Genomic DNA, 26,370 nt, shown 5'->3' with positions numbered 1-26,370 from the left:
CTTTAGTGGATTAGCGCATAGGCCACTCACCACCCGCTAATTTCCGAACTTCCCATGAAAGCCCAGTTGGACCGTCACGCCCTCTGCCCTGAATCGCTGATTTTCAAGGGACAATCAAGCCCGATATGCAGCGCGGCGGCCCGTGTCAAGACCCCCAATCCAGCGACGTCAAGACCGATCTGACGCCCATTTGGGCATATTTCGCGGCGAGTCAAGTGGCCGGCGCCCCATCCTCCTGCCCGCCTGTACGGGGATCTGCCGCGTCCGCCCGGTTCACCCGGTAAAGCCTCAGGTCTGCCGCGATGTCCTCGGGGCTCTGGTTCATCAGAAGGTCGAGGATCGACAGATGCGACAGCGGCGGGCAGCGTGGCGGAACGGTGGTTTCCAGAAACCCGAGGCCCATGCCATGGGCCCGGAACGCCTCGGCCGCGTAAAGCCGGGTGCCGCCGATCGAGTTCACATATTCCGTGGCGCCCACCTTGTCGCAGATGGCGATGACACGCGCCTGCCCGGTCAGTCCATCGAGCCCGCTCATGTCGGAGGACCGCCGGAAGCGCGGCCCGATCTGTAGGAGTGCCGCAACCCGCTGCAGCAGGTTGATGTTGAAGGCGGCCACATTCGCATCCGGAAACTCCATGATTTCGCGGATCACTGGAAAAACCCTGTCAAAACAGGGCGCCTTGCGATAGGCGCCTTCGATCCGCCGCAGGATGCGGGCGGCATGTTCCTCGCGCAGGTAGGTGCGGGCGTTGATGGCGTCGGTATGCCCCGCCGCCGCGACGGGAAAGGTCAGCCAGACCGCCTGGCCCGTCGGGCCGAGGATCCGGTTGCGATTGACCCAGGCGTCCTTGATATACTGCACATCGTCCAGAAAGACGAAAATGTCGCTGTGCGCGATCAGTTGCAGGTAGCCGATGTAGGGAAAGAAATAGGGTTGCATGATGGAGACGATCACGGGCCTGCCTCCTTCGCCTTGCACCATTATCGCTCCGCCGCCTTGAACCATGAGTCGAGAAATTCGCGGAACACCTGCGGATCGATCCAGTAATCCATATCCTGCGAGCGCCCGCGCCGCTCGCCCGCCTCGGGTCCGGTGATGATCGTCAGGGCAATGTCCTTCGCCTCGGCCCCGCCGTTATAGCCGACCACGCCTTCGGTGATCTGGTGGTTGAGAATGCAGATTTTGGTGCCTTCGCTCAAAAAGTAGCGAAGAAACAAAGAAGAGCCTTCGGGCGCGATGACATGGCGCGCGCCGCGCAGCAGGCGGACCTGTTCGATGAAGTCGTATTCTTCGGTATAGACGATCACGAAGCCTTCGGCCCGGGCCATCGCCTCCAGCTCTGCCGTGTTGACCAGGCGGCGGTGGCGAAAATCCTTGCGCGCCAGATAGACCCGTTCGGGGCTGGGCTTGTCGCCAAGCACAAGATCCGCCCGCCGCACCATTTCATCCTCGACCGGGGCGAACCGCTCGGGCGAGCACATCACATAGTCCCACTTGAACTTGTCGTTAAGGATCTGGTGGAAGGCCATGTAGCCGATGCTTGGCGCGGTCCACAGCTGCCGCACCGTGACGGACTCGAAAGCGGCGATTTCGACGATTTCGGTGCCGGGCAGCAGCAGCATCTCCAGCGCCTGGCGGTGCGAGGTGTTCATATGGGCGTCGATCAGGACCGGAACCGGCGGCAGATGCCCTGAAAGGGTCGCGGCCACATATTTCGGGATCGAGTCGCACAGCCAATCGCCGAAGAAATCCGTCCGGCAGCCGAGGAGCGAGAAGGCCGCGTCGAACACCCTCGGCTCTTGATCCGAAATGATGGACCAGACCTCGTCCCCCTCGCGGTAGAATACCGCCGCGTCGAACTCCACCTCGTCGTCGATGCGCGCGAGTTCGTCGTTCTGGAAATCGGCCAGCGCCAGACCTTCCACATGCAGCACAGAGGAGCGCCCGCTCAAGCCGATATTTTCGACGGATGCGACGTAGAAAGAGCGCGTGACGTTCTGCAGCGGACGATGGTTGCCCGCGCCCAGCACCGGCGGCGGCAGGATGGTGAAGGGCTCACCCGCCGGGACGGTTTCGACGAAGGTGCCGGCCTGCGCCTTGACATAGGGATGCTGCCCCGTCAGCCGCTGCCGAACCAGCCGGGCGTTGCGGTGCGCAGCGATCGTCTGGCGGTAAAGCTCCCAGCCCCATTCAAGCCCATGTTCCTGCACAAGAAGCTGCTTGAAGCGCATCAACATGTACAGATTTGGCTTGCCGGGCGCATAATCAAATCTGTCGAACCCTGTCGCGGACTGCGCCCCGAACCGGAGGGGCGCCGCCGTCATCAGTGACTTCAGGTCGAAAAGTGACACGTCTCTACCATCTTGCGGGCGTCTTCGTCAGGGAGACGCGGGGGAATTTCCGCACAATCGTTGACGATTCCCAAAGCCCATAGTCAAGGCATAAGGCGACATGCCGGCTCAGGCTTTGCTTGCAGAAGGCCATGATGTCATCCAGCGGCCAGTGGAACAGATCCTCCCGCTCCCAGTCGACATGTTTGGACATCGCGTTAAAGGATAGGCCCAGCGTGACCGAGGGCCAGATCGCCTTCAGCGTGCTCTGCGCCAGGTCCAGCGCCTCTGCAAAGGTATTGCCATGCTTGACGGTGAAGATGCCGCAGATGATGCAGAAATCGAAAGCGCCTTCCGCATAGGGTTCGTCGCGCACATCGCGCTGGTCGAACCTCTGATCCGGCCATCTTTTGCGCACTTCGGCGAGGATCGCGTCCACCAGGTCAACCCCGGTATAGCTGACCTTCTCCAGCAGATCGTTCGCCTCGAGATACTCCAGCAAAAGCCCCAGACCGCAGCCCACATCCAGCAGGCGCAGCGGGCGTTCCTTGGAATAGGCGTCGAAGTCGATGGCCGAGAGGAGGGTTTCGTAGCGCTTTGCGATGTCCTGCGCGTTCGGCCAGTTCAGGACATCGAAATCACCGTCAGATCGCGCGTTCGGATTTGGGAAGAACTCTGACAATCTTTCAACGTCTCTGCGCATGAACCGCAACCTCGTACCGTGGTATTTCTGGCTAGAATGTGTTCTAACGTAAGGTAATTAATCGAAAATCAACGTGCATGAGGACGGCACGGGCGTCAAGCCTGCTTGCCGATCAATTTATTTTCAGGCAAAAATAAGCCCAGCCTCGAGCTTGAAACTCCCCGCCGCAGATTGGGCGGGCGACCGCATTGGCAGGAAATTTGGCAAGCGTGCACGTATTTTCATCGCAGAATCCGCAAGACCCCACGGTTGGAACGGCGGATGATTCTCTGCCCTATGTCCCGGTCCTCCGCCCGCGGCTTCCGACCGCGGATCGCATTCTGGCCTATATGCAGCGGATCGACAGCGCGCGCATCTACACCAACCGCGGCCCCCTGGTGCAGGAGCTGGAGGGACGGCTGGAATCGCATCTCGGTCTGCCGGTCGGCGGGATCGCGACCGCAAGTTCCGGCACATCGGGCATTGTCGGTGCCATCCTCGCCAGCGCGGGCCGCGCCACGGCAGAGCGCCCCTATGCCCTGATGCCAAGCTATACTTTCGTGGCCACCGCGGTCGCGGCCGAACAATGCGGCTATCGGCCCTATATCCTCGACGTCGATCCGCAGACCTGGATGCTGGCGCCGGAACGCCTCGCCGGGCACGAGGTTCTGGCCAGGGCCGGCGTGGTCCTGCCGGTGTCGGCCTATGGGCGGCCGGTGCCGTTGCCGCCCTGGCAGGCCTTTCAGGATGCGACCGGGGTGCCCGTGGTGGTGGATGGCGCCGCAAGCTTCGATCGGATCATCGGCGCGCCGGAAGGGTTCATCGGGACGATTCCGGTGGCCTTCAGCCTGCATGCGACCAAGGCTTTCGGCGTCGGCGAGGGTGGTGCCGTCGCCTCGCATGACGTGGGGCTGATCCTGCGCACGGTCCAGGCGCTCAACTTCGGCTTCCATGGGGCCCGCGACTGCCGGATTCCCAGCATCAATGGGAAGTTGAGCGAATATCACGCCGCGGTCGGCCTCGCCGAGGATGATGGCTGGCCCGCGAAATCGCGCGATCTGCAGCGCGTCGTCGACAGCTACCGCCGCCTGCTGGGCGACCGCTTTCACGGCGCACCCGACATCGGGCTGAGCTATGGCCTCTTGTTGTGCCGGACCGTGGCAGAGGTCACCTCTGTCCTCAAATCCTTCGAAACCGCAGAGATCGGCAGCCGGCACTGGTATGGCGAAGGCCTGCACCGGCAGACCCTGTACACCGGTGCCGCCCGCGACACGCTGGCCGTCACCGACGACCTCGCGCCGCGTCTGATCGGCTTGCCGATGGCGCCCGATCTGGCCGAGGCGGACATCGCCCGCGTGGCCGCCGCCGTGATCGAGGGGCTGGGCCGCGCCGTCCCGGCGTAACGCGGCCCCGCCCAATCAGGCCCGCCCCTCTCGGGAACGGGCGCCCTGTCAACTCCGGAAGGGCTGTTCCACCCCAGCAAGGATGCGGTCCAGCGCGCCGGGTTGCGTCAAATCCAGCGTCTCGGAAATCCCCTCGCGCCAGAGCGATGTCAGACCCTGTTCGACCAGCGCCAGATAGGCGCGATATTCCACCCCGCCGCCGAAATGCTGGCCGCGCTGCGCCTCCAGCCGGGCCTTGGCGGCGAATTCGGCCGAGTATTTGTAGTGCAGGAAGGCCATCGGCCGCGGGGAGAACCGCAATCCGGTGCCGAAGTGGAAGCCCTCCGAGAAGCTCATCAGCGGGTTGAAGCGGAACAGCGCCACTTTCTGCGCCGTGAAGCGTTCGGGCGGCGACAGCGGCATCAGACGGTGGCGCAGACCGCTGACATAGCTGCCCAGATTGCCGAAAGGCCCGCGGTTGAAGGACCAGCGCCGCACCGGCGCCCGGTCATAGCTGCATGCCACCTCGGAGGGGGCGACATGGGCGAAGTCCGCCTCCTCCAGCGGGCCTTCGGGGTACATGTCGGCCATCATGGCTAGGACGGCGTCATGGCCCTCGGCCTCGAGGCTGCGGCACAGGGCGGGCAAGGCGCCGGGCGCGGGGTCGGGCGTCAGCAGGAACTCGTCCGCATCGGCCACGACGACCCAGCGCCCCGCGCAGAAATGGTCCAGAAGCACGCGCTGCCAATCCACCCCGTAATGCGACGCCTTGTAATCGTTGGCGGCCGAGAACAGCACCACATCGGGCTGACCATGCAGATATTCCCGCGTGCCATCGTCCGAAAGGTTGTCGGCGATCAGAAAGACCTGAACGCCAAGCGCCCGGTAATGCGCCAGGAAATGCGGCAGGATTGTCTTCTCGTTCCTCAGGGCGCTGACGCAGACGAACTCGGCATTCGCGATCTTTTCCCTGGCGCCCACCGGGTTCAGCAGTTCCAGCATGTTGCTGTCATAGGCGAGCGAGGGTTTGGCGGTCATCGGCCACAGGCGCGGCGGCCAGAGGCGGGGCATCCCCGGCGCCGCCGCGGTGCGGGCATCGCGGATCTGCGCCATCAGCCCCATCGTATCCAGATGCGCCACGGCAATCCCGCTCAGCGCGCTCGGCATGAAGGTCCGGTCGATCTGCAGCACCGGCACGGCCCCGGAATGGGTGCGCCGGGCCTGCATCGAGGTATAGCCGATGTCGGAGACTTCGATCCCGCCGGCCTTCAGCAGGTCGCCGATCATCTTGTCCTCGAAATAGGAGGCGAGGCGCAACTGCACGCCAAGGCCGCTGTCGGCCACATGGTCCAGCCGGTCCAGCGCATGGCGCGACAGCACATAGCTGCCGCCGCCATCCGCATAGCGGGTGCCAAGCGGCGAGGTGTCGATGGCGCGCTGGTTGCCGGGCCGCGCCGATTTGGTCTGATGCCAGGCCCGGTCGAAGGTGGCCGGGAAAGCGGTCAGCGGGCGGCCGAAGTAATGGCTGCGCCGGTAACTCAGCGAGGTGAGGAAGGTCCGCGCATCCAGATAGCAGTCATCGTCGATCTTGAGGACATAGGATTCCGGCCGGTTCGCCCGGATCCAGCGGAAGATCGCCAGAACCTTGGCCGGCAGATCCTCGTAAGAATCGCCGACCGGCAGGGTGACGACGCCATTGGCTTCATCCACCTCGGCCACACCCTGGCCGTCCTCGGTGCCGCAGAAGAACAGAACCTTGGCCCCGGCAGCCTCCACATCCTTGACCCAGGTGTCGCGGCATTCCTGCGCCCGGGTGTCGAGGTATTTGCGGCAGGTGATCAGGGCGATCAGCGTATCGCCGAAGAAGCTGGCGGTGGGCAGATCCCCCTCGGGCGCAGCCTCGGCCTGCAGCGGGAACCTCTCGCAATAGGCTTCGTCAAGCGCCTCGATCTGGCGCAGCGTCATCGTATCCAGATCGCCGGCCCGGGCCGCCTGGGTCAGCCGGCGGATCGCCGCATGCAGACCGGGCGGAACCCCCGCCGCCTCGGGGGCGGTGCGCAGCCGGTCGAGGATCTGCACGATGAGCGCGCCCAGCAGCGCGTCATCGCGCCGCGACGCCAGCAGCCCCCAGGTGATCGCATCCAGCACGACCGCATTGCTCGCAGGGTCCGAGGTCGGCCCGCCGTCGCTGCACAGCGGCAGGAAATCGCCCAGCCGGTCCACATCGCCGTCGAACGCGGCCTGGCCGACACTCTCCAGCAGGCTGCGGTATTCCGCGGTCGGAAAGCTTTGCAGGCGCAGAACGGCATCCCGCAGGCCGCGGGACGGCAGGGGCAGATCGCGCGCCGGGAAGGGATGCGCCGCCGTCCGCAGATACAGATCCTCGGTCAGGGCCGTGCCGCCGACCGAGCCTGCGCGGGTCGGGTCCTTCAGACCATGCACGTTCAGGAAGGTGTCCAGATGCTCGCGACGCTCGCCCTCTGCCATGATCCGCAGGCTGGCAGGCGCCGCCTGCTCCGCCGAAACCGCGCGAAAGCCCGCCAGCGTGGCGTTGAGCTGCACAGCCGCCCGGGCCATCTCGCCAAACCGCTCCATGAAAAGACCGTCCGGCCGGGTGACGGCGCGCTTCTCGGTCTCGAAGATCGCCCAGAACTCGGGCACGGTCGCATAATGCTTTTCGACATAGGTGATCAGGTCGGTCTGGAACCAGTCCGGATCGTCACTGGCCCCCAGGATGATCAGGATCAGCCCCCGCATCAGCCCTTCATGGCGGAACGAGGCATATTGCCGCGAGCCCAGCGATTTCAGGAACTCGAGGAAGGCATAGGCCAGCCTGAACCGCAGATCGCGCTGAAGCCTTGTCCGGGTGATGGCCAGGACAGAGGCCGCAATCGCCCGATAGCTGAAGTCGGTATCGGGCAGCTTCGACATCCTGTTCAGGAGGCTCACGCATTCGTCGAACCGGTTGCGGGCCACGAGGGGCGCCAGGGCGGCGCTCAACTGCCAGGCCGTTCTGTCCTGACCCAGAAGCTCGGCGATGAAGCCCTCCGCGATTTCGGAATTGATCACATCGGTCAGGCCAAGACCCAGCAGCGTATCCGAGATTTCGAGGATGAAGTAATGGCGCTCATCGGCCCGCATCAGGCTGGACAGATAAAGGACATGGCGGCGCAGCGCCTCCGGCGTCGCATCCGGCCCGGCGAGGAGGTCGCTCACCGACTTGATGGCGCGCCAGAAGGCGACGAGTTCGGCGGCAGGCGCCTCGGGGCGGACGGTTTCGGGGGCACCTTCAAGGCTCAGCACGGCGCCGGCGAACTGGCGCTGGCTGAGCAGAAAATCCTCCAGAACCGGCGCGACTTTCGTGATGGTGGCCAGGTGTTCGGGCGCGCGCAGCACGCTCCACCAATCCATCGCGACCATCCGCCATTCCGCCGTCTCTGCGCGACCGCTCTCGACCGCGGCCTGGGCGAGGAATTCAAGCTGCCGGTAGATCGCCGGCCCGATCAAAAGATCATAGGGCATCTCGGTCAGGCCCGCGCCATGCAGGTCCAGAACGATCGGCACGACAGGGGCCAGATCCTCGCCTTGCGGGATCAGGCGCAGGAACTCTGACAGCGGGGTGATGAAGCGGGTAAAGCCCGGGCCCTTGGGATCGGACAGCGCGGGGCCGGTGGTGACAAGCCGCGTGGCGGTCTGTTGCCCGGTCGCCTGACAGCGCCAGAAGACGGCATCCGGCGGGGCAAGGGTCGTGCTGCGCAGCACGATATCGGCTTGCGAAATCTCGACGATCGGCAGGCTCAGCACATCGCGGATCAGCGCCTCGCCCGCGGGCCCGCTGACGCGGATCGGGGTTGCGACCGGAAAGCCCGCCGCCTCTGCGGCGGCAAGGTCGGTGGGCGAGAGGTGGCAGGCGAGCCAGCTTTCGCGTCCGACCCGGACCGGGCCCGTCCGGACGACATCCAGCCGCACCCCGCCCCGCGAAAAGCTCAGAAGCGCCGGGTCGACCTCTTCCGGTCGGGGCAGATGGACCAGCGCGGTCTGCGTGTCCGTGTCGAAGACCCCGCTCAGGCCGCCTTCCTGCCCCGCAAGGCGCAAGGCACAGCGGTGGCTGGCATTGCCGGCCACGGTGACGATATCGACGGGCCGCACCCGCGTTTCCAGATGGCAGAGGGTGACCGGCCCCAGCTTGACCGAGAAGACGCCGTTCCGCTCCAGAACCAGCCAGAGCCGCCAGTGGCGCAGCTGGTCGAAGTCGACATCGACCGCGACGGCCTCGCCCCAGACGCCGGTGCGCTGGGTGTTGAGCAAGACCAGCTTGTCCTTGATGCGCACCGAAAGATGCAGGCGCTGACCGCCGGCATTGGTGATCAGGTCGACATAGAGGAAGGTTTCCGGGTCCTGCACCGCGGTATCGACGGCGACCTCGACCGCCAGTTCCCCCCGCTCCGAGAGCGCCTGCGCCAGCCCCGCCGCGATCGGTTGACTGTAATCCTGGTGCAAATGGAATGCTTCCGGCACGGGGCCCGCTCCTTCTTCAATGTCGCCCTTACTTTCGACAGGCCGCATTGAAAGGCAAGGCGAAATAGCCGCTTGACCGGGTCGCGGAACGGGTCAAGACGCGGCCTCGGCGGGACATTGCCCCGCAATTGGGCGGTTTGTGGCGAAGCGCCGGATCTGCGCCCCCGGCCCCCGTCGCCCGCCTACCGGAAGATGGGCAGATTGCCCATCCTACCGGAGAGGTCAGAGCTTTTCGATCAGCTCGGGGACCGCGGTGAAGAGGTCGGCGACGAGGCCGTAGTCGGCGACCTGGAAGATCGGGGCCTCGTCGTCCTTGTTGATCGCGACGATGACCTTCGAATCCTTCATGCCGGCGAGGTGCTGGATCGCGCCCGAGATGCCGACCGCGACATAGAGGTTCGGCGCCACGACCTTGCCGGTCTGGCCGACCTGCCAGTCGTTCGGGGCATAGCCCGAGTCCACGGCGGCCCGGCTGGCGCCGACAGCGCCGTTCAGCTTGTCGGCCAGCTTCTCGATCAGATCGAAGCTTTCCTTCGAGCCCACGCCACGGCCGCCCGAGACGACGATACCGGCCGAGGTCAGCTCAGGCCGGTCGGAGGTCGCCACACGGTCCTCGACCCAGGCCGAAAGTGCCGAGGCGCCGGGGCCGCCGATCTTCTCGACCGGGGCGGCATTGCCGGCGCCGACGGCGGTGAAGCCCGCGGTGCGCACCGTGAAGACCTTGGTCGCATCGGAGGATTTCACCGTCTGCATCGCGTTGCCGGCATAGATCGGGCGCTCGAAGGTCTCGGCGTCGAGGATCGCGGTCACATCCGAGAGCACCATCACGTCGAGCAAAGCCGCCACGCGCGGCAGGATGTTCTTGTTGGCCGCCGTCGAGGCCCCACAGATATGGCTGTAGGACCCCGCAAGCCCCACCACCAGCGCCGCGGTCGCCTCGGCCATGGCGTGGCAATAGGCGTGGTCATCGGCGAAGAGGACCTTGGCGACGCCCTGCAGCGTGGCCGCCTCGGCCGCCGCCGCATCGCCGCCCGTGCCTGCGACCAGCACATGAACCTCGCCCAGGGCGCTCACGGCCGCCAGGGTCTTGGCCACGGCATCGGTCGCCAAATGGCCGTCATTCACATCGGCAATCAGAAGAACGGCCATCAGAGCACCCCCGCTTCGTCTTTGAGTTTGGCGATCAGCTCGTCCACCGAGCCGACCTTGACGCCGGCCTTGCGGCCTGCCGGTTCGACCGTCTTCAGCACGGTCAGGCGCGGCGCGATGTCGACGCCGAAATCCGCCGGGGTCTTGATCGCCAGCGGCTTGGCCTTGGCCTTCATGATGTTGGGCAGGCTGGCATAGCGCGGCTCGTTGAGGCGCAGATCGACCGTCAGCACGGCAGGCAGGGTGACGGCGATGGTCTGCAACCCGCCATCCACTTCGCGGGTCACGGTGGCCTTGCCATCGGCAATGCTGAGTTCGGAGATGAAGGTGCCCTGCGCCCAACCGAGGAGCGCCGAGAGCATCTGCCCCGTCGCATTCATATCGTTATCAATGGCTTGCTTGCCGCAAAGCACCAGACCCGGCGCCTCTGCCGCCACAACCGCCGCCAGAAGCTTGGCCACGGCGAGGGGTTCGATATCGGTCTGCACGTCAGCGGTGGCCTCGATCAGGATTGCACGGTCGGCGCCCATGGCCAGAGCGGTCCGCAAGGTCTCCTGCGCCTGTTTCACGCCGATGGACACCACGATGACCTCGGTCGCAATCCCCTTCTCCTTCAAGCGGATCGCCTCTTCCACCGCGATCTCGTCGAAAGGGTTCATCGACATCTTCACATTCGCCAGATCGACACCGGACCCGTCCGCACGCACGCGAACCTTCACGTTGTAGTCGATCACACGTTTGACAGGCACCAGTACCTTCATCGCACTTCCCTTTCAGCAGACGGCGCGGAACCGCTCGACCATCACATCCAGCACCTCGGCCGGATCGCGCAGCCACCAGTTCGCGGCACTGAAGATTTCAACCTCGCAGAGGCCCTGATAGCCCGCCCCCTCCACCGCGGCCCGCAGGGCGCGCAGGTCGGCCACGCCGTCGCCCATCATGCCACGGTCCAGAAGCACGTCCTGCGTGTCGGCCAGCCAGTCGCAGAGATGGTAGCCGAAGATCCGCCCGCCGGCGCGGTGCAATTGGCGGGGCAGGTCGGTGTCCCACCAGACGTGATAGACATCGACCGCGACGCCAAGGTTGGGCGCCCCGATCGCATCGCAGATGTCGAGCGCATCGCGGGTCGTGGTCAGGCAGGAGCGGTTGCCGCCATAGACCGGGTTCAAAGGCTCCAGCGCCAGACGGACATCGCGGGCGGCAGCATAGGGCGCCACTTCGGCAACGCGGTCGGTCACCATTTTCAGGCTTTCGGCGATGCCTTTGGTGCCGGGTTCGACACCGCCCACGACGATGGTCAGGACCCGCGCCTCAAGCGCCGCCGCCATGTCGATCGCGGCGAAGAAGTCGTCCATCACCGCCACGCGGCCCTTGGGCGCCATGGGTCCGACCAGAAAGGGCGCGCGGCACAGGCCCGCGACCTTCAGCCCGGCGGCCCTCGCCCGGGTGCCGATCTCGACCGCGCGTGTCCCGATCTCGCGCCGCCAGAAGACGATGCCGCCAAAGCCGCGTTCGGCGCAGGCGTCGATCACACGCTCGGGCGACCATCCGGCCCCCTTGCCCTCGAGGTTGTGGCCGAGGCTTGCCGTGTTGAGCGCAAGTGCCGAATGGTCATGCGAAAAGTCCCGCATCATGCGCCGTAAACGCCAAGAAGCGTCTTCATCCGCTGCACCGCAAGCTCCGGGTTGCGCAGCAGACCGCAGCTGTCGGCCAGGCGGAAGGTCTCGGTGAAATAGGGCAAGGGCCGCATCGCCTGCGCGCCGTTCAGCATGATGAAATGGTCCTGAAAGCCGTTGAGCCAGGCGAGGAAGACCACCCCGGTCTTGTAGAACTGGGTCGGCGCGCGGAAGATCAGCCGGGCCAGCGGCACCGTGGGGTCAAGCGTGGCGCGGAAGGCGGCAGCATCGCCCGCGCCAAGCCGGCTGACGGCATGGGCGGCGGCAGGGGCCAAGGGGTCGAAGATGCCCAGAAGCGCGTGGGAATGGCCCTCGGCATCGCCCTCGATCAGCTCGGGGTAGTTGAAATCGTCGCCGGTGTACATCTTGACGCCCTTGGGCAGAAGGCGGCGCATCCGGATCTCCTTGTCCTTGTCGAGGAGGGAGATCTTGATGCCATCCACCTTGGCCTGATTGGCGCTGATCACCGCCAGCGCCGTGTCCAGCGCCTGTTCGAAGGTCGCGGCGCCCCAGTAGCCGGCCAGCGCCGGGTCGAACATCTCGCCCAGCCAGTGCAGGATGACGGGGTGATCGCAGGCGGAAAGCACCTCGGAATAGACCTTGAGGTAATCCTCCGGCCCTTTGGCGGCCTGCACCAGCGCCCGGCTGGCCATCAGGATGATGCGCCCGCCGAGGGACTGGATCGCCTCGACCTGCATGAGGTAGGCCGCCGTGACCTGATCGAGCGTATAGGCCCCGGGCGGCAGATGGTCGGTGCCGCAGCCGTTGGCGACAAGAGCCTCGGGCAGCTCGGTCCGGGTCTGGCGGATCAGCTCCAGCGCGCCGGGCCAGTCGAGGCCCATGCCGCGTTGGGCGGTGTCCATCGCCTCGGCAATGCCAAGGCCAAGGTCGGCCAGATAGCGGCGAAACTCCATCGTCCTGGCCCAGTCGACCGTGGCGCGGCCCGAGGGGTCATTGGCGGTGAAGGGGTCGGCCACGACATGGGCGGCGGAATAGACCACGCGGGCCGGGTTGGCCCCCAGCTTCGCCACGGCGATGGGGGTTCCGGTCAGCGTGTAATCCACCATCCGGCCCGTCTGATCGGGGAGGGCAATCTTCATGGGCGAACCTCAAAAGCGCGGGACAAGCATCCCGGCATCGGCCGAGATCACCTGTCCGGTGGTGTAGGGAAGCTTGCCTGAGGCAAGCGAGGCGATGATGGCGCCCATATCCTCGGGCTGGCCGATGCGGGGGAACAGGGTCAGGCCCTGTTCGGCGCGCTTGGCATAGGTGTCGATCACGGGGGCGGTCATCTCGGTGGCGATCAGGCCGGGCTGCACATCGTAGACGGCGATGTTTTCCGGCCCGAGCCGCACGGCCAGCGTCTTGGACACCATCGCCGCGGCGGCCTTGGAGGCGCAGTATTCGGCGCGCTGGACGGCCACCGCCATGGCGTTGGAGGAGGTGACATTGATGATCGCATGGAACAGGGCCGCGCGCTGACGTGCCAGAAGCCGCCTCGCGAAGGCCTGCGACAGGAAGAACATCGCCTTGGCATTTACCGTCTGGCAGCGATCCCAGCTGGCCTCGGTCACGTCCAGGAGATCGCCACGGCTCAGAACGCCGACGCCGGCATTGTTGACCAGCGTGGTGAGGGGGCCGAGGGCGGCCTCGACCTTAGCCAGCGCCGCGTCGTGGGCGGCGAGGTTCGACACATCGAAAGCCGCCGCCACACAGGGGCCGAGGGCGGAAACCGCTGCCACCGCAGCGCGCAGTTCGTCATCCTCCGACGGGCCGTTCAGCGCCACGGCAAAACCCTCGCGGGCCAGCGCCTTGGCGGCGGCAAGACCGATGCCGCGCGACGATCCGGTGACGAGGGCGACCGGACCACTCATGCCCGCGCCCCCTTCTTCAGAAGCTCGCGTGCGATGATCATGCGCTGGATCTGGTTGGTGCCCTCGTAGATCTGGGTGATCTTGGCATCGCGATATAGCCGCTCCACCTCGAACCCGCGGATATAGCCCGAACCGCCGAAGACCTGCACCGCATCCGCCGTCCGCGCCACCGCCATGTCGCCGGCAAAGCACTTGGCGATCGAACAGGACCGGGTGGCATCCTCGCCCCGGTCGATCTTGACGGCGGCGGAATGGACCAGCAGGCGGGCGGCCTCGATGTCCTTGGCCATGTCGGCCAGAAGCCACTGGACGCCCTGGAACTCGGCAATCGCCTTGCCGAACTGCTTGCGCTGGCCGGCATAATCCACCGCGGCCTCAAGTCCGGCCTGGGTGATCCCCACGGCGAGCGAGGCGATGCCGACGCGGCCCTTGTCCAGCACCGACATCATCATGTGAAAGCCGCGCCCCGGCGTGCCCAGCAGGGCCTCCGGGCCAAGGCGCACGTCCTGGAAGGTCAAGGCGCCGACCTGGCTGGCGCGCTGGCCCATCTTGTGTTCCTTCGGGCCGCGCGTGACGCCTGCGGCATGCAGATCGACGATGAAGATCGACATGCCGCGATTGCCCGCCTCCTTGTCCGTCCGGGCGAGGACAAAGCCCAGATCGGCCACCGGGGCATTGTGGATCCAGATCTTGCCGCCGTTCAGCACCCAGCCGTCGCCATCCGGCACGGCGGTGGTGCGAATGCCGGACACATCGGTCCCGGCCTCGGGTTCGGTGATGCAATAGGCCACCCTGGTCTTCATCGCGAGGATCGCGGGCAGCAGGCCCTGCTGGGCGGGACTGCCATGGCGCACCAGGAGGGTCGAGATCAGCTCCAGCAGCCCGCATTGATCGGCGACCGAGGCATAGCCGCGCGACACCTCCTCCATCACCAGCGCATAGGTCAGCGTGTCGAACCCCGGCCCGCCCAGCGCTTCGGGCACGCCGATGCCGAAAAGCCCCAGCTTGGCCATCTCGTCATAAAGCCCGGCGGGGAACTTTTCCTCGCGGTCCAGCTCCTCGGCCACCGGGCGGATCACCTCGTCCGCGAAGGTCCGCGCCATGTCGCGCACCTGGATATGAGTCTCGGTCAGATACATGTCGCTCCGCCTTTAGTAACTATCTGGTTACATTATTGGCGGCCGCGCCTCGAGGTCAAGACCGAAAAGTTGGGTCAAGGTCGCAAACAGGCTTGCAGCGTCCGGAATCTCGGCTACAAATAACCAAATAGTTACTTAACCTCGGGGAGTTTCCCATGCAACCGACCCAGAAGCGCAAATTCGGACGGACGGATCTGGAGGTGACGGCCTTTGGATTCGGCACCGCACCGGTCGGCAATTTCCTGGCCGAGATCGACGAGGGCATGTCGACCGCCATGTTCGACACCGCCTGGAACGCCGGGATTCGCCTGTATGACACCGCCCCCATGTATGGACACGGCCTGTCCGAGGCGCGCACCGGACAGGCGCTGCGCTGGAAGAACCGCGACGATTTCGTTCTGGCCTCCAAGGTCGGGCGCCTGCTGAAACCGGCGCGCCGCGCCAGCATCGACTTTGCCCCCTGGGTCAATGCCGCCCCCTTCACCATGTATTTCGACTATTCCTACGACGGCACGATGCGCTCGGTCGAAGACAGCCTGCAAAGGCTGGCCTTGGAACATATCGACATCATGTTCATCCATGACATCGACGTCTTCACCCGGGGCGCCGAACAGCCCGAGGTGTTCAGGCAGGCGATGGACGGCTGCTACCGCGCCCTCGCCTCTCTGCGCGACCAGGGGGTGCTGAAGGCGATCGGGGTCGGCGTGAACGAATGGGAGGTCTGCCATGAGGCGCTGAAGCAGCGCGACTTCGACTGCTTCCTGCTCGCCGGGCGCTATACCCTGCTGGAGCAGGAGGCGTTGAACGACTTCCTGCCGCTGTGCGAGGCGCGTGGGGCGGCGGTTCTGGTCGGCGGCGGCTTCAACTCGGGCATTCTGGCGACCGGGGCCAGGCCGGGGGCGAAGTACAACTACGCCCCGGCCCCTGCCGCGGTGATGGAGAAGGTCGCCAAGATCGAGGCGGTCTGTGCCGCCCATGATGTGCCGCTTGCCGCCGCCGCCCTGCAGTTCGTGGCGGCGCATCCGGCGATCCCCTCCTTCATCGCGGGCACCCGCAATGTCACGCAGTTGCAGCAGAACCTCGCCTGGTTCAGCCACCCGATCCCTGCCGCCTTCTGGGCCGAGCTGAAGACGAAGGGCCTCTTGCGCGAGGATGCGCCGGTTCCGGCATGAGAGAGCTTGCGCCGGGACGCTACGGCTTCGACGATGTGGCGCTTGACGACCGGATCGAGACGGCTAGGCTGACCGTCACGCCCGCGATGATCGACGCCTTCGCCGACCTGACCGGAGACCGGTTCGAGATCCACCTCAGCGATGCGGCGGCACAGCGCCACGGCTTTGCCGCCCGCGTCGCGCATGGCCTTCTGGTCCTGTCGCTGATCGACGGATTGAAGAACCAGTGCCCGGCCCAGTTCAAGGCCCTGGCCTCGCTCGGCTGGGAGTGGCGGTTTCAGGCGCCGGTCCTTTGCGACGACTCCATCCAGGCGCGCCTGACCATCGCGGAAAAGCGGCCGACCACGCGGCAGGACCGCGGCATCCTGCGGCTGGAGGTGACAGCCGTCAACCAGCGGGCCGAGGTCGTGCAGCGCGGGCACAATCTGCTGATGGTCTACCGCTGAGGTTCAGCGGATCAGGATGGCCCGGAAATCGTTGACATTGGTCCCGGTCGGCCCGGGAACGAACAGGTCGGACAGGGCCCCGAACGCGGAATAGGCGTCGTTGGCGGCAAGCTGCGCGGCGGGGTCCAAGCCATGAGCGCGCAGCCGCGCCATCGAGGTGCCATCGGCGAAGGCGCCGGCGTTGTCCTCGGACCCGTCGATGCCATCGGTGTCGGCGGCCAGGGCGGCAAAGGGCAGGCCCTCGGCGGCCAGCGCCAGCGCCAGCAGAAATTCCGAATTGCGGCCGCCCCTTCCCTTGCAGCGCAGGGTCACGGTGGTTTCACCGCCCGAAAGGATCACGACGGGACGGCGGAAGGGGCGACCGCGGGTGGCAACCTCGCGCGCGATGGCGGCGTGCATCCTTCCGATGTCGCGGGCCTCGCCCTCGATGGCATCCGACAGGATCACCGCCGGCACGCCCAGCGCCTCGGCCCGGGCCGCCGCAGCCTCCAGCGACAGGCGGGCCGAGGCGATGACCCGGACCTCATGCCCGGCAAAGACCGCATCCTGCGGGTTGGGGGCCAGCCCCGCCTCGCCCGCCAGCCAGTCCGCCACTTTCTGCGGTAGTTCTATCCGCCAGGTCGCGGCCATGGCCCGCGCCTCGGCCCGCGTCACCGCATCGGGCACGGTCGGGCCGGAGGCGACCTGCGCCGGGTCATCCCCCGGCACGTCCGAAACGACGAGGCTGACCACCCGCGCCGGATGGCAGGCCGCCGCCAGACGCCCGCCCTTGATGCCGGACACCTGCTTGCGCAGCGCGTTCATCACCGAAATCGGCGCGCCCGAGGCGAGCAGCGCCCGGTTCAGCGCCGCCTCATCCTCCAGGGTCAGATCGCCCGGCGGGCAGGGCAGCAAGGCAGAACCGCCGCCGCAGATGAGGGCAATGACCAGATCCTCCGGCCCCAGCCCCTTGACCGCCTCGAACAGCGCAGCACTCGCCGCAAGCCCCGCCGCATCGGGCACCGGATGCGCCGCCTCCATCACCTTGATGCGTTTGGTCGGGCAGCCATAGCCATAGCGGGTGACGACAAGACCTTCGTAGGGGCCTTCCCACAGCGCCTCGAAAGCGGCGGCGAGTTGGGCCGCGCCCTTGCCCGCGCCGATCACCACGACCCGGCCCTTGGGCCGCGCGGGCAAGTTGGCGCGCAAGGCTTCGACCGGGTCGGCGGCCTGCACCGCGGCGTCAAAGAGGGCGGTCAGAAGGCTGCGGTCGTCCGGTGTCATCACAGGGCCACGTCGAACACGAAAACGCCATCCGGCCCGCCCGCGGTTTCCGCCACGATCCGCGCGCCGATCGCCTGATGCGCGGGGTCCACAAGATAGGCATCCCGCACCGCTTCATCGCGGAAATCGAACCAGAAGAGGTCGTTGAACCCCCGCACCAGCGCCAGTTCGACCGAGACATTGGTGAAGCTCTTGAAATCGAGGATCCCCTCGATATGGCCGTACAGTCCCGCAAGGTCGGCGCAAAGCCCGGCCTTGGTCTCGGCGGTCGTGCCGTGGCGAAACCGCAGGGCGACGATATGTCGGATCATCTCAGTCCTTTCCCCCGAACCGGGGTTTTCGTTTTTCGCGGAAGGCGGCGAGCCCTTCGGCCAGCTCGTCCGAGCCTGCCGCAAAACCGCCGGCAAGGATCTCGGGGATGCGGCCTTGTTCTTCGCCTTCGGCACCGTTGATCAGCATCTTGGTCAAAGCCGTGGCCAGGGGCGCACGGGCCAGCACACGTTCCACCACAAGTTCGGCGGCGGCAAGCCCCTCTCCGCTGGGCGCGACCTGATCGACGATGCCAAGCGCCAGCGCCTGATCGGCGGTGAAGACCTCGCCCATCAGGGCCATCCGCCGCACCAGCTGTGTGCCGAACCTGCGGCTGAGGCGCTGGGTGCCCGACCAGCCGGGGATGATGCCAAGTCCGGTCTCGGGCAGTCCGATCTTCACATGCGCCTCGGCAATCCTGAGGTCGGCGCAGGCGGCAAGCTCCAGCCCGCCGCCGAGGCAATGGCCGTTCAGCACGGCGATCAGGGGCTGGCGCAGGCGGGCCAGGGCGTCGAAGGCCTGATGCCCGTCGCGCAGCCAGCGCAGGGCGAAATCCTGCGGCGACAAGGCACTCCAGGCCGCGATATCGCCCCCGGCGCAGAAGGCCTTGCCCTCGCCCGTCAAGACCACCACCTGCGCGTCGGAGCGTTCGATCTGCCGGCAAAGCGGCACGAAAGCCTCCACCATCGCGGCATCCAGCGCGTTCAGCTTCTCGACCCTGCGGATCACCAGACGGGCGACCTTGCCGGAAATCGTCAGATCAAGCCGGGGATCGGTCATAGCGCCAGTCCGAAGGCCGGTTCCAGGAACAGCCCGGCGTCCATCATCTTCAGATCACCCGCCACGGCGAGGGGCGTCGCCGACTGGTCCAGAATGTCACGCTGCAGATCCATGCCGGGGGCGATTTCGGTCACCACCAGCCCCTCGGCCGCCAGCCGGATCACGCAGCGTTCGGTGACATAGGTCACATCCTGCCCCTGCGCCCGCGCCCGGCGCCCCGAGAAGCTGACCTGATCGACCTTGGGCACCAGTTTCGCCACCTTGCCCTCCTTGTCGATCACCAGCCGCCCGCCCTCCAGATGCATCTTCGCCCCGGCGTTGAAATTGCCCGAAAAGACGATCTTGCGCGCGCGCGAGGTGATGTCGACAAATCCCCCGGCCCCCGCCGTCCGGTGCGGCGTGGCCGACAGGCGCGAGACGTTGACTGAACCCTCGGCATCAATCTCGAGGAACGACAGCAGCGAACAGTCAAAGCCACCGGCCTGGAAATAGCTGAACTGGTGGGGCGAGGCGACGAAAGCCTCGGCATTGCTGGCACAGCCGAACTTGAAATCGAGGAGCGGGATGCCCCCCACCGCGCCCTGTTCGATCACCCAGGTGACCTTGCCATGCAGCCCCTCCTCCAGCAGGATGCGCGGCACATTGGCCGAGATGCCAAAGCCGATGTTCACCGCCCAGCCGGCCTGAAGTTCCTGCGCCACGCGGCGGGCGATGACCTTGGACGGGTTGAACTCCGGCGTGCGGAAGGTGTTGAGCGGGCGGAACAGCTCACCCGAGATCGCGGGGTCATAGGGCGTGGCGGTGGTCTGCAACTGGTCCGGCGCCTCGACAATCACATCGACCAGAATCCCCGGCACCCGCACGTCATGCGGACGGAGGGAGCCGTTCTGCGCAATCCGCCGCACCTGCGCGATCACCAGCCCGCCGGAGTTTCGCGCGGCCAGCGCCATCTCCATCGCACCCAGGGTGGCACCCTCCTGTTCGAAGGTCAGGTTGCCGTTCTCGTCCGAGGTCGAGGCGCGGATGATCGCCACATCGGGCTGCAGCGCCGGGAAATGCAGCCAGTCCTCGCCGGCGAACTCCACCCGCCGCACCAGGGGTTTGGCCCGGGCCGTGGCGTTCATCGCACAGCCCTCCTGATCGGGGTCGACGAAAGTCTCCATCCCGACCTTGGTCAGCACCCCCGGCCGCTTGGAGGCCCCCTCGCGCAGCATGTCGAAGACGATGCCAGACGGGACGTTATAGGCCTCCACCTCCTCGGCGAGGATCATCTGCCAGATCAGCGGCGGCGCGGCATTCGAAGGGCCCGAGGGGTAGGAGCCGCCGATGATCCGCACCAGCATGCCGGGTTTGGCGATGTGATCGACGCCGAGGCTGCCGAACATGTCGCCTGCCGCGATCGGATGGATCGAGGTCAGCCCGCGCGGATGCCCCTCTGCCACGAACCTTTCGCCCAGCGCCTTCAGAACCGCATCCGGGCAGCAAAGACCGGACGAGGAATTGACCGCCACCATCGCCCCGTCCCGGATCAGCCGCACGGCCTCGGCAGCAGTTTTGATCTTGGACATCACGATTCTCCTCAAGCCCAGTTGCGCAGCAAGTAACTAACTGGTTATAAGAATAAGCACGGCCTGCCAAGGGCAGCAAGCGGTTTTTCGCAGCGCTTTTGTCAGGCTCCTGATCCGCGTCCACCTTGGGGGAGAGGCATATGAACATCTGCTTTCAGAAGACCTACCAACGCAGCTTTGGCACTTTCCCCTTGCGGGGCGAGGAACTGAGCCAGGCCATCCATGCCGCCATCGCCGCGGGCTACCGCGCTTTCGACACCGCGCAGTGGTACGAGAACGAGGCCGAGACCGGCGCCGCCCTGAAGGCCAGCGGCGTGCCGCGGGAGGATCTGTGCATCGTCACCAAGGTGAAGCCCGATGCCTTTGGCGCGGACGATTTCCTGCCCTCGGTCGAACAGAGCCTGAAGGATCTGCAGGTCGATCAGGTCGATGTGCTTTACCTGCACTGGCCGCCCGCCGATGGCAACATCGCCCCGCCCCTGCGTCTGCTGGAGCAGGCGCGGGCCGAGGGGCTGACGCGCAACATCGGCATCTCGAACTTCACCGCGAAGATGATGCGCGAGGCCAAAAACATCGTCGCGGCGCCGATCGTCAGCAACCAGGTCGAGTTCCACCCGCTTCTGAACCAGAACATCCTGCTCGCCGCCGCAACAGAGACGGGGATACCCCTGTCCTCCTATTGCTCGGTGGCACGCGGTGAGGTGTTCAAATACCCGCTCTTTGCCGAGATCGGCGCCGGCTATGGCAAATCGGCGGCGCAGGTCATCCTGCGCTGGATCCTGCAGAAGGGCGTGTCGATCAACACGATGTCGACCAAACCGGCCAATATCAAAGCGAATTTCGAAGTGATGGATTTCACCCTCTCCTCGATCGACATGGCGCGGATCGAGGCGATGACGGCGACGGGTTACCGCGTGGTGACCAGGGAAAAGGTCGCAATCGCCCCGGACTGGGATTGAAACAAAGGGGCGGCCGACCGCGGGCCGCCCCTAACCCGCTTCAGTGGTTGCCGCGGATCAGGTCTGCGGCCTTCTCGCCGATCATGATGGTCGGCGCATTGGTGTTGGACCCGATCATCGAGGGCATGACCGAACTGTCGCATATCCGCAGCCCCTCCATCCCCCGGACGCGAAGTTGCGGGTCCACCACGGCCATCTCGTCCTGCCCCATCCGGCAGGTCGACACCGGGTGATAGGAGGTGCGGCCATATTGCCGGGCATAGGCCTCGAAATCGGCCTGGGTGCGGACGTTCTCATCGGGAAAGCGCAGCATCCGGATATGTTTTTGCAGCGAGGGCTGGCTGAAGATCTCGCGGCTGAGCTTGACCCCTTCGGTGGAGATGCGCAGATCCTCCGGCTCGGCCAGGAAATTCGGGTCAACCAGCGGCCGGTCCGCCGGATCGCCCGACCGCAGCGTGACCGAGCCGCGCGATTTCGGGCGCAGGGTGTAGCTGTTCAGCGTGACCCCCGACGACCCCTTGGGCACCGAGGGCACCCCGGCCTCTGCCCCCGCCCCGGCGAGGAAGTGGAATTGCAGATCGGGGCAGGCGGCGGTCTGGTCGGCATACCAGAAGGCCCCGGCCTCCACGACGTTCGAGGTCACCGGCCCAGACTTGAACAGGGCATATTCGATCCCCGCCCACACCGCCCAAAGCGGCTTGTTGTATTTGTCGAGGCTGTCATGGCCCTTCAGCTCTGCCACGATGTCGATGCCGAAATGGTCGGTCAGGTTCTGGCCGACGCCGGGCAGGTCATGCACCACCTTGATGCCATGCCGCGCCAGATCGGCCGCCGGGCCCACGCCCGACAAGAGCATCAGCTTGGGCGACCCGATGGCGCCCGAGGTGATGATGACCTCGCTGTCGGCGCGTGCGACCTGCACCGCGCCGCCCACCGCATATTCGACCCCCACGGCGCGGCGGCCCTGAAACACCACCCGAAGCACCAGTGCGCCGGTGACCAGCGTCAGGTTCGGACGGCTCATCGCCGGGCGCAGATAGCCCACCGCCGCCGAACAGCGCCGCTTGTTCTTGGTCGTGGTCTGGTAAAAGCCCGACCCGGCCTGCAGGGCGCCATTGAAATCGGGGTTATAGGGGATGCCGCGCTCCTGACAGCTTTGCACGAAGGCGCGCGACATCGGATTGGGGTCGGGCAAGTTCGAGACGCCAAGCGGCCCTTCGGTGCCGTGCAACTCTCCCGACAGGGTCGTGTTGCCTTCCGACCGCAGGAAGTATTTCTGCACGTCCTTGGCGCTCCAGCCCTCGGCGCCCTCGGCGGCCCAGCGGTCGTAGTCCGAGGCATGGCCGCGGGTGAAGATCTCGGCATTGATCGAAGACCCGCCGCCCAGAACCTTGGCCTGGGCATAGGCGATCTCGCGGTTGTTGGCATGGCGCTGCGGCGTGGTGGTCAGGCCCCAGGTCAGGGGGCCGGTGGTCATCTTGGCAAAGCCCACCGGCATGTGGATCAAGGGATGGGTGTCACGCCCCCCCGCCTCGATCAGGCAGACCCGCACGGCGGCGTTTTCCGACAGGCGCGCCGCCAGCACGCAGCCCGCCGAGCCGCCCCCCACGATCACATAGTCAAAGCCCTGCTCTGCCATCATCCGATCCAATGTGTCCGCTTGGTCAGCTCCACATGGACGGATTTGACCTGTGTATATTCCTCGACCCCGTAGCTGCCCGCCTCGCGGCCCCAGCCGGACTGCTTGAACCCTCCCAGCGGCATCTCCGGCCCTCCCGCCATGATGCAGTTGACCCAGAACCGCCCGGCCCGGACCCTTCGCGTCACGGTCAGGGCCTTGGTGATGTCCTTTGTCCAGACCGAGGCGGCAAGGCCGTAGACCGTGTCATTGGCCAAAGCGATCGCCTCTTCCAGCGTGTCGAAGGGCATCGAGCACAGAACTGGCCCGAAAATCTCGTCCGAGGCAATCGCCATCTGCGGCGTGACATCGGTGAAGAGCGTCGGCGCGATATATTGCCCGCGCCCGAAGTCGAGCACGGTGCCGCCGGTAACGACCCGCGCCCCCTCGGCCTGGCCCTTGGCGATATAGGACAGGATCACGTCATTCTGCGCGCCGGTGGTGATGGCGCCGACCTGGGTGTTTTCGTCCAAGGGGTCGCCGACGCGGATCCTGGCCATCTTGGCGGCGAGTTTCGCCTCGAAGGCCTTGGCCACGCTGCGTTCGACGATCAGCCGGCTGGAAGAGACGCAGCATTGCCCGGTGTTGAAGCTGATCCCGAAGGCCGCGGCATCGGCGGCATCGTCCAGGTCGCTGTCGGCAAAGACGATGATCGGGTTCTTGCCGCCCAGCTCCAGCCCGAGTTTCTTGAAATTGCTGTCGGCGGCGGCATGGACGCAGGACCGCCCCACCGCCGTCGATCCGGTGAAGGACAGCATGTCGACATCGGGATGCTCGGTCAGCGCCTGGCCGATGCTGCGGCCCGATCCGGTGATGACGTTGTAGACCCCGGCAGGCAGACCGGCCTCCTCCAGCACTTCGGCGAGGATCAGCGTGGTGGCCGAGGTGACCTCGGAAGGTTTGACCACCATCGTGCAGCCCGAGGCGAGGATGAAGGGCACCCTTTCGCACAGGATCAGGAAGGGGAAGTTCCACGGCGTGATGAGGCCCACCACCCCGATCGGTTCGCGCAGCACCATGCCGAACAGGCTGTCGCCGAGGCTGTTGTAGCTGTCGCCGTGAAGCAGGCGCGCGGCCCCGGCACCGACCTCGAAACAGGCGATGCAATGGTCGATCTCGCCCTTGGCCTGGGCGATCGGCTTGCCGTTCTCCAGCACCTCCCAATAGGCGATCTCGTCACGGCGGCGGCGCAGGATCTCGGCCGCGCGCAAAAGGACAGCGGCGCGCGCGGCGCCCGAAAGCCCCGCCCAGCGCCGGTCTTCAAAGGCGCGGCGGGCGGCGGCGACGGCGGCGTTCAGATCCTCCACCGTGCATGTCGGGATCAGGGTGACCGGCACGCCATGCCCGGGCGAGGCGCGCTCGAACAGGGGGCGGCCGCCCTGCCAGGCGCCATCCACATAGAAGCCGAATTCACGCGCGGTGGTGGGCGGCAAAAGGATGTGGCTTGCGTGGTCCATCAGGGGCTCCAATGCGTCAGAAGGTGATCTGGGTTTTGAGGTCGGCCGGGCGGGCCGCGAAAGTGTCGAAGGCGGTCTGGATCTCGGCCAGCGAATAGCTTGCCGTCGTGAAGGCCGCGGTCTTGAAGCGGCCATGCGCCAGCAGGGTCAGCGCGTCGTGCATATCCTCGCCCATGCCGGCGACCGATCCTTTGAGGCTGTTCTCTTCCAGGATGGTGCGCAGGATGTTGACCTCCATCGCCTCCTCCGGCCCGGTCAGGCCGAAAAGGGCGATATGGCCGCCCTTGCGGATCAGGGTCTGGGCCGTGGCGTAAAGCCGGGGCGAACCCACGCTTTCGATCACCAGATCGGCCCCCCTGCCCTGCGTCATCGCCAGTACCTGATCGCGCAGCTGCGCAGGTTCGCTGATCGCGGCATCGGCTCCGGCGTCCAGCGCCATGCGGCAGCGCGCCTCGGACAGGTCGGCCACGATGATCGGGGCGAGGCCTACCAGCCGCATCATCTGGACATGCAGGTTGCCCATCGGCCCGGCGCCAAGGATGACGACCGACTGGCCGAAGCTGGCCTTGGCCTTGCGGGCAGCGCGCACGACGCAGGACACCGGCTCGGTCAGGGCCAGGACGGCATCGGGCACCGCATCGGGCGCGGGAATGACGAGGCGGGCCGGAAGGGCTACATATTCGGCAAAGGCCCCGTCGCGCCCGATGCCGACCTGGGTCATCGTCGGGCAGTTCAGCACCTCGTTCCGGCGGCACCAATAGCAGGTGCCACAGCCGATGTTGATATCGGCCACCACGCGCTGGCCCGGGGTCAGGTGGCGGACATTGGCCCCGACCTTCTCGATCGTCCCGCAGAACTCGTGACCGGGGATCAGCGGCAGACGGTCGGCGGCGTAATGGCCGTGGAAGATGTGCAGATCGGTGCCGCAGATCCCGGTGCGGCTGACGCGGATCAGGGCATCCTCGGGGCAGACGGCGGGCACCTCGACATCGCGCACCTCGAATCTGCCGGGTGCGACCAGGACAGCGGCTTTCATCGGCGCCCCCTATTTCACGGTGCGCAGCTTGGCGCGGTCGATGGTCAGGGCGATGGCGGCGATCAGGACCAGACCGAAGACCATCTGCTGCTGGGTGGCCTGGATATCGAAATAGAGCATCGAGGCGCGGATCACCGCCACGATCAGCGTGCCGATGGCGGTGTTGAGCACCCCGCCCACGCCGCCCGTCAGGGGCGTGCCGCCGACCAGCACCGCCACGATGGCCGGCAGAAGAAAGCCATTGGCAATCGTCGGCGCCCCGCCCGAAAGCTTGACCGCGAACAAGAGGCCCGCTGCCGCGGCCAGTGTGCCAGAGATGGCAAAGGCCAGGATCTTGTAGCGCGCCACGTTGATCCCCGAGGCCGCCGCCGCAGGCTCGCCCGCGCCGACTGCCTTGAGGGCGCGGCCCAGCGTCGTGCGCCGCTCGATGAAGAGGGTGATGGCCAGAAGCCCCGCCGCGATGAACAGCTCATGCGGCACCGGGCCGGATTTGCCGATCATCCAGCCGAAGACGGCATCGCGCTGCACCGCATCCATGTTCAGGGCCCTTTGGCCCGACAGGTACTGCGCCAGCGAAAAGGCCACCCCGCCGACCGCGAGGGTCGAGATGAACGAGGGCACCAGAAGCTTGGTCGTCACATAGCCCGAAATCGTCCCCATCCCGAAGCCGACCACGAGGCAAAGCAGCGCCACCCATCCCCCCAGCGGGGCCAGGTAAAGCGAGGCCACCACGGTGATCAGGTTCGCCATCGACTGTGCCGAAAGGTCGATGCCGCCGATGTAGATGGCGAAGGTCAGACCCAGCGCCATGATGAAGAGGGGCACGATATCCCCCGCGAGCGCCAGAAGATTGGAGGGGCGCAGGAACGTGTCGTCGACAAGCCCGACGGCGGCCACCAGCACCAGAAGCGTAATCCAGGGCAGATGCGGTTTGAAACGCTGGAAGTCCAT

22 protein-coding genes are annotated in these 26,370 nt (G+C 66.1%); 4 read left to right on the top strand and 18 right to left on the bottom strand.

What is annotated here, in order from left to right:
- Positions 1-211: 211 nt before the first annotated feature.
- From AC1DZT_RS02720 to AC1DZT_RS02710, 3 genes are all read right to left on the bottom strand, one after another.
- The gene (locus AC1DZT_RS02720; protein ID WP_478005051.1) at positions 212-955 is read right to left on the bottom strand and encodes a WbqC family protein; all 744 of its coding nucleotides are present in this window, start codon (positions 953-955) and stop codon (positions 212-214) included.
- A 26-nt stretch (positions 956-981) separates the two neighbouring features.
- A complete protein-coding gene (locus AC1DZT_RS02715) occupies positions 982-2,238 on the bottom strand; it encodes a glycosyltransferase family 61 protein (RefSeq protein ID WP_478005050.1) in 1,257 nt (418 codons plus the stop codon).
- A gap of 118 nt (positions 2,239-2,356) precedes the next feature.
- Complete coding sequence (locus AC1DZT_RS02710) at positions 2,357-3,034, bottom strand: methyltransferase domain-containing protein (RefSeq protein ID WP_478005049.1); 678 nt, start codon at positions 3,032-3,034, stop codon at positions 2,357-2,359.
- Between the two features lie 209 nt (positions 3,035-3,243).
- Here AC1DZT_RS02710 and AC1DZT_RS02705 point away from each other — a divergent pair, with 209 nt between their 5' ends.
- Positions 3,244-4,416, top strand: coding sequence for a DegT/DnrJ/EryC1/StrS family aminotransferase (locus tag AC1DZT_RS02705; protein ID WP_478005048.1), 1,173 nt, complete (start codon positions 3,244-3,246; stop codon positions 4,414-4,416).
- Between the two features lie 48 nt (positions 4,417-4,464).
- Here AC1DZT_RS02705 and AC1DZT_RS02700 read toward each other — a convergent pair whose 3' ends face one another.
- The 7 genes from AC1DZT_RS02700 to AC1DZT_RS02670 all read right to left on the bottom strand — a co-directional run bounded on the left by AC1DZT_RS02700 (position 4,465) and on the right by AC1DZT_RS02670 (position 14,751).
- Positions 4,465-8,913, bottom strand: coding sequence for a glycosyltransferase family 2 protein (locus tag AC1DZT_RS02700; RefSeq protein ID WP_478005047.1), 4,449 nt, complete (start codon positions 8,911-8,913; stop codon positions 4,465-4,467).
- A 222-nt stretch (positions 8,914-9,135) separates the two neighbouring features.
- A complete protein-coding gene (locus AC1DZT_RS02695) occupies positions 9,136-10,062 on the bottom strand; it encodes an electron transfer flavoprotein subunit alpha/FixB family protein (RefSeq protein ID WP_478005046.1) in 927 nt (308 codons plus the stop codon).
- On the bottom strand, positions 10,062-10,823 hold the full coding sequence (locus AC1DZT_RS02690; RefSeq protein WP_478005045.1) for an electron transfer flavoprotein subunit beta/FixA family protein: 762 nt from the start codon (positions 10,821-10,823) through the stop codon (positions 10,062-10,064). Before AC1DZT_RS02690 ends, AC1DZT_RS02695 begins: the two co-directional genes overlap by 1 nt.
- A gap of 12 nt (positions 10,824-10,835) precedes the next feature.
- Positions 10,836-11,696, bottom strand: a complete 861-nt coding sequence (locus AC1DZT_RS02685; RefSeq protein WP_478005044.1) for a sugar phosphate isomerase/epimerase family protein — start codon at positions 11,694-11,696, stop codon at positions 10,836-10,838.
- A complete protein-coding gene (locus AC1DZT_RS02680) occupies positions 11,693-12,838 on the bottom strand; it encodes a dihydrodipicolinate synthase family protein (RefSeq protein WP_478005043.1) in 1,146 nt (381 codons plus the stop codon). The genes AC1DZT_RS02685 and AC1DZT_RS02680 overlap by 4 nt, the downstream gene beginning before the upstream one ends.
- Positions 12,839-12,847: 9 nt before the next feature.
- Complete coding sequence (locus AC1DZT_RS02675) at positions 12,848-13,612, bottom strand: 3-ketoacyl-ACP reductase (protein WP_478005042.1); 765 nt, start codon at positions 13,610-13,612, stop codon at positions 12,848-12,850.
- The gene (locus tag AC1DZT_RS02670) at positions 13,609-14,751 is read right to left on the bottom strand and encodes an acyl-CoA dehydrogenase family protein (RefSeq protein WP_478005041.1); all 1,143 of its coding nucleotides are present in this window, start codon (positions 14,749-14,751) and stop codon (positions 13,609-13,611) included. The genes AC1DZT_RS02675 and AC1DZT_RS02670 overlap by 4 nt, the downstream gene beginning before the upstream one ends.
- A gap of 155 nt (positions 14,752-14,906) precedes the next feature.
- Between AC1DZT_RS02670 and AC1DZT_RS02665 the strand changes: the two genes are divergently transcribed.
- On the top strand, positions 14,907-15,923 hold the full coding sequence (locus AC1DZT_RS02665; protein ID WP_478005040.1) for an aldo/keto reductase: 1,017 nt from the start codon (positions 14,907-14,909) through the stop codon (positions 15,921-15,923).
- The gene (locus tag AC1DZT_RS02660) at positions 15,920-16,369 is read left to right on the top strand and encodes a MaoC family dehydratase (RefSeq protein WP_478005039.1); all 450 of its coding nucleotides are present in this window, start codon (positions 15,920-15,922) and stop codon (positions 16,367-16,369) included. The genes AC1DZT_RS02665 and AC1DZT_RS02660 overlap by 4 nt, the downstream gene beginning before the upstream one ends.
- A 3-nt stretch (positions 16,370-16,372) precedes the next feature.
- On the opposite strand, the gene AC1DZT_RS02655 is transcribed toward AC1DZT_RS02660, so the two are convergent.
- Genes AC1DZT_RS02655 through AC1DZT_RS02640 form a run of 4 tightly spaced genes read right to left on the bottom strand, consistent with a single transcriptional unit; the run spans position 16,373 to position 20,289 of the window.
- Positions 16,373-17,632, bottom strand: a complete 1,260-nt coding sequence (locus AC1DZT_RS02655; protein WP_478005038.1) for a glycerate kinase type-2 family protein — start codon at positions 17,630-17,632, stop codon at positions 16,373-16,375.
- Positions 17,632-17,943, bottom strand: a complete 312-nt coding sequence (locus tag AC1DZT_RS02650) for a Dabb family protein (protein WP_478005037.1) — start codon at positions 17,941-17,943, stop codon at positions 17,632-17,634. The genes AC1DZT_RS02655 and AC1DZT_RS02650 overlap by 1 nt, the downstream gene beginning before the upstream one ends.
- A gap of 1 nt (position 17,944) precedes the next feature.
- Positions 17,945-18,721, bottom strand: a complete 777-nt coding sequence (locus AC1DZT_RS02645; protein WP_478005036.1) for an enoyl-CoA hydratase/isomerase family protein — start codon at positions 18,719-18,721, stop codon at positions 17,945-17,947.
- Positions 18,718-20,289 (bottom strand): acyl CoA:acetate/3-ketoacid CoA transferase, encoded by a 1,572-nt coding sequence (locus tag AC1DZT_RS02640; protein ID WP_478005035.1) that lies wholly within the window; start codon positions 20,287-20,289, stop codon positions 18,718-18,720. The genes AC1DZT_RS02645 and AC1DZT_RS02640 overlap by 4 nt, the downstream gene beginning before the upstream one ends.
- Before the next feature lie 140 nt (positions 20,290-20,429).
- Here AC1DZT_RS02640 and AC1DZT_RS02635 point away from each other — a divergent pair, with 140 nt between their 5' ends.
- Positions 20,430-21,248 carry an aldo/keto reductase gene (locus AC1DZT_RS02635; RefSeq protein WP_478005034.1) on the top strand — a complete coding sequence of 273 codons (819 nt, stop codon included), beginning with the start codon at positions 20,430-20,432 and terminating at the stop codon, positions 21,246-21,248.
- A gap of 40 nt (positions 21,249-21,288) precedes the next feature.
- On the opposite strand, the gene AC1DZT_RS02630 is transcribed toward AC1DZT_RS02635, so the two are convergent.
- Genes AC1DZT_RS02630 through AC1DZT_RS02615 form a run of 4 tightly spaced genes read right to left on the bottom strand, consistent with a single transcriptional unit; the run spans position 21,289 to position 26,370 of the window.
- On the bottom strand, positions 21,289-22,887 hold the full coding sequence (locus AC1DZT_RS02630) for a GMC family oxidoreductase (protein ID WP_478005033.1): 1,599 nt from the start codon (positions 22,885-22,887) through the stop codon (positions 21,289-21,291).
- On the bottom strand, positions 22,887-24,383 hold the full coding sequence (locus tag AC1DZT_RS02625; RefSeq protein ID WP_478005032.1) for an aldehyde dehydrogenase family protein: 1,497 nt from the start codon (positions 24,381-24,383) through the stop codon (positions 22,887-22,889). Before AC1DZT_RS02625 ends, AC1DZT_RS02630 begins: the two co-directional genes overlap by 1 nt.
- A 16-nt stretch (positions 24,384-24,399) precedes the next feature.
- Positions 24,400-25,419, bottom strand: a complete 1,020-nt coding sequence (locus AC1DZT_RS02620) for a zinc-dependent alcohol dehydrogenase (RefSeq protein ID WP_478005031.1) — start codon at positions 25,417-25,419, stop codon at positions 24,400-24,402.
- A 9-nt stretch (positions 25,420-25,428) separates the two neighbouring features.
- Positions 25,429-26,370, bottom strand: a complete 942-nt coding sequence (locus AC1DZT_RS02615) for an ABC transporter permease (RefSeq protein WP_478005030.1) — start codon at positions 26,368-26,370, stop codon at positions 25,429-25,431.

The organism is Rhodobacter sp. P1_C2 (assembly GCF_056406375.1).
Note: the sequence above shows the minus strand (reverse complement) of the source record. Positions and strands in the feature narration are given on the sequence as shown.

What these genes read in the sequence shown, in the direction of transcription:
- AC1DZT_RS02715 (WP_478005050.1), bottom strand. Translation starts at nt 2,238, where the DNA reads ATGTTGATGCGCTTCAAGCAGCTTCTTGTGCAGGAACATGGGCTTGAA.
- AC1DZT_RS02710 (WP_478005049.1), bottom strand. Translation starts at nt 3,034, where the DNA reads ATGCGCAGAGACGTTGAAAGATTGTCAGAGTTCTTCCCAAATCCGAAC.
- AC1DZT_RS02695 (WP_478005046.1), bottom strand. Translation starts at nt 10,062, where the DNA reads ATGGCCGTTCTTCTGATTGCCGATGTGAATGACGGCCATTTGGCGACC.
- AC1DZT_RS02690 (WP_478005045.1), bottom strand. Translation starts at nt 10,823, where the DNA reads ATGAAGGTACTGGTGCCTGTCAAACGTGTGATCGACTACAACGTGAAG.
- AC1DZT_RS02685 (WP_478005044.1), bottom strand. Translation starts at nt 11,696, where the DNA reads ATGATGCGGGACTTTTCGCATGACCATTCGGCACTTGCGCTCAACACG.
- AC1DZT_RS02680 (WP_478005043.1), bottom strand. Translation starts at nt 12,838, where the DNA reads ATGAAGATTGCCCTCCCCGATCAGACGGGCCGGATGGTGGATTACACG.
- AC1DZT_RS02675 (WP_478005042.1), bottom strand. Translation starts at nt 13,612, where the DNA reads ATGAGTGGTCCGGTCGCCCTCGTCACCGGATCGTCGCGCGGCATCGGT.
- AC1DZT_RS02670 (WP_478005041.1), bottom strand. Translation starts at nt 14,751, where the DNA reads ATGTATCTGACCGAGACTCATATCCAGGTGCGCGACATGGCGCGGACC.
- AC1DZT_RS02665 (WP_478005040.1), top strand. Translation starts at nt 14,907, where the DNA reads ATGCAACCGACCCAGAAGCGCAAATTCGGACGGACGGATCTGGAGGTG.
- AC1DZT_RS02660 (WP_478005039.1), top strand. Translation starts at nt 15,920, where the DNA reads ATGAGAGAGCTTGCGCCGGGACGCTACGGCTTCGACGATGTGGCGCTT.
- AC1DZT_RS02655 (WP_478005038.1), bottom strand. Translation starts at nt 17,632, where the DNA reads ATGACACCGGACGACCGCAGCCTTCTGACCGCCCTCTTTGACGCCGCG.
- AC1DZT_RS02650 (WP_478005037.1), bottom strand. Translation starts at nt 17,943, where the DNA reads ATGATCCGACATATCGTCGCCCTGCGGTTTCGCCACGGCACGACCGCC.
- AC1DZT_RS02645 (WP_478005036.1), bottom strand. Translation starts at nt 18,721, where the DNA reads ATGACCGATCCCCGGCTTGATCTGACGATTTCCGGCAAGGTCGCCCGT.
- AC1DZT_RS02640 (WP_478005035.1), bottom strand. Translation starts at nt 20,289, where the DNA reads ATGTCCAAGATCAAAACTGCTGCCGAGGCCGTGCGGCTGATCCGGGAC.
- AC1DZT_RS02635 (WP_478005034.1), top strand. Translation starts at nt 20,430, where the DNA reads ATGAACATCTGCTTTCAGAAGACCTACCAACGCAGCTTTGGCACTTTC.
- AC1DZT_RS02630 (WP_478005033.1), bottom strand. Translation starts at nt 22,887, where the DNA reads ATGGCAGAGCAGGGCTTTGACTATGTGATCGTGGGGGGCGGCTCGGCG.
- AC1DZT_RS02625 (WP_478005032.1), bottom strand. Translation starts at nt 24,383, where the DNA reads ATGGACCACGCAAGCCACATCCTTTTGCCGCCCACCACCGCGCGTGAA.
- AC1DZT_RS02620 (WP_478005031.1), bottom strand. Translation starts at nt 25,419, where the DNA reads ATGAAAGCCGCTGTCCTGGTCGCACCCGGCAGATTCGAGGTGCGCGAT.
- AC1DZT_RS02615 (WP_478005030.1), bottom strand. Translation starts at nt 26,370, where the DNA reads ATGGACTTCCAGCGTTTCAAACCGCATCTGCCCTGGATTACGCTTCTG.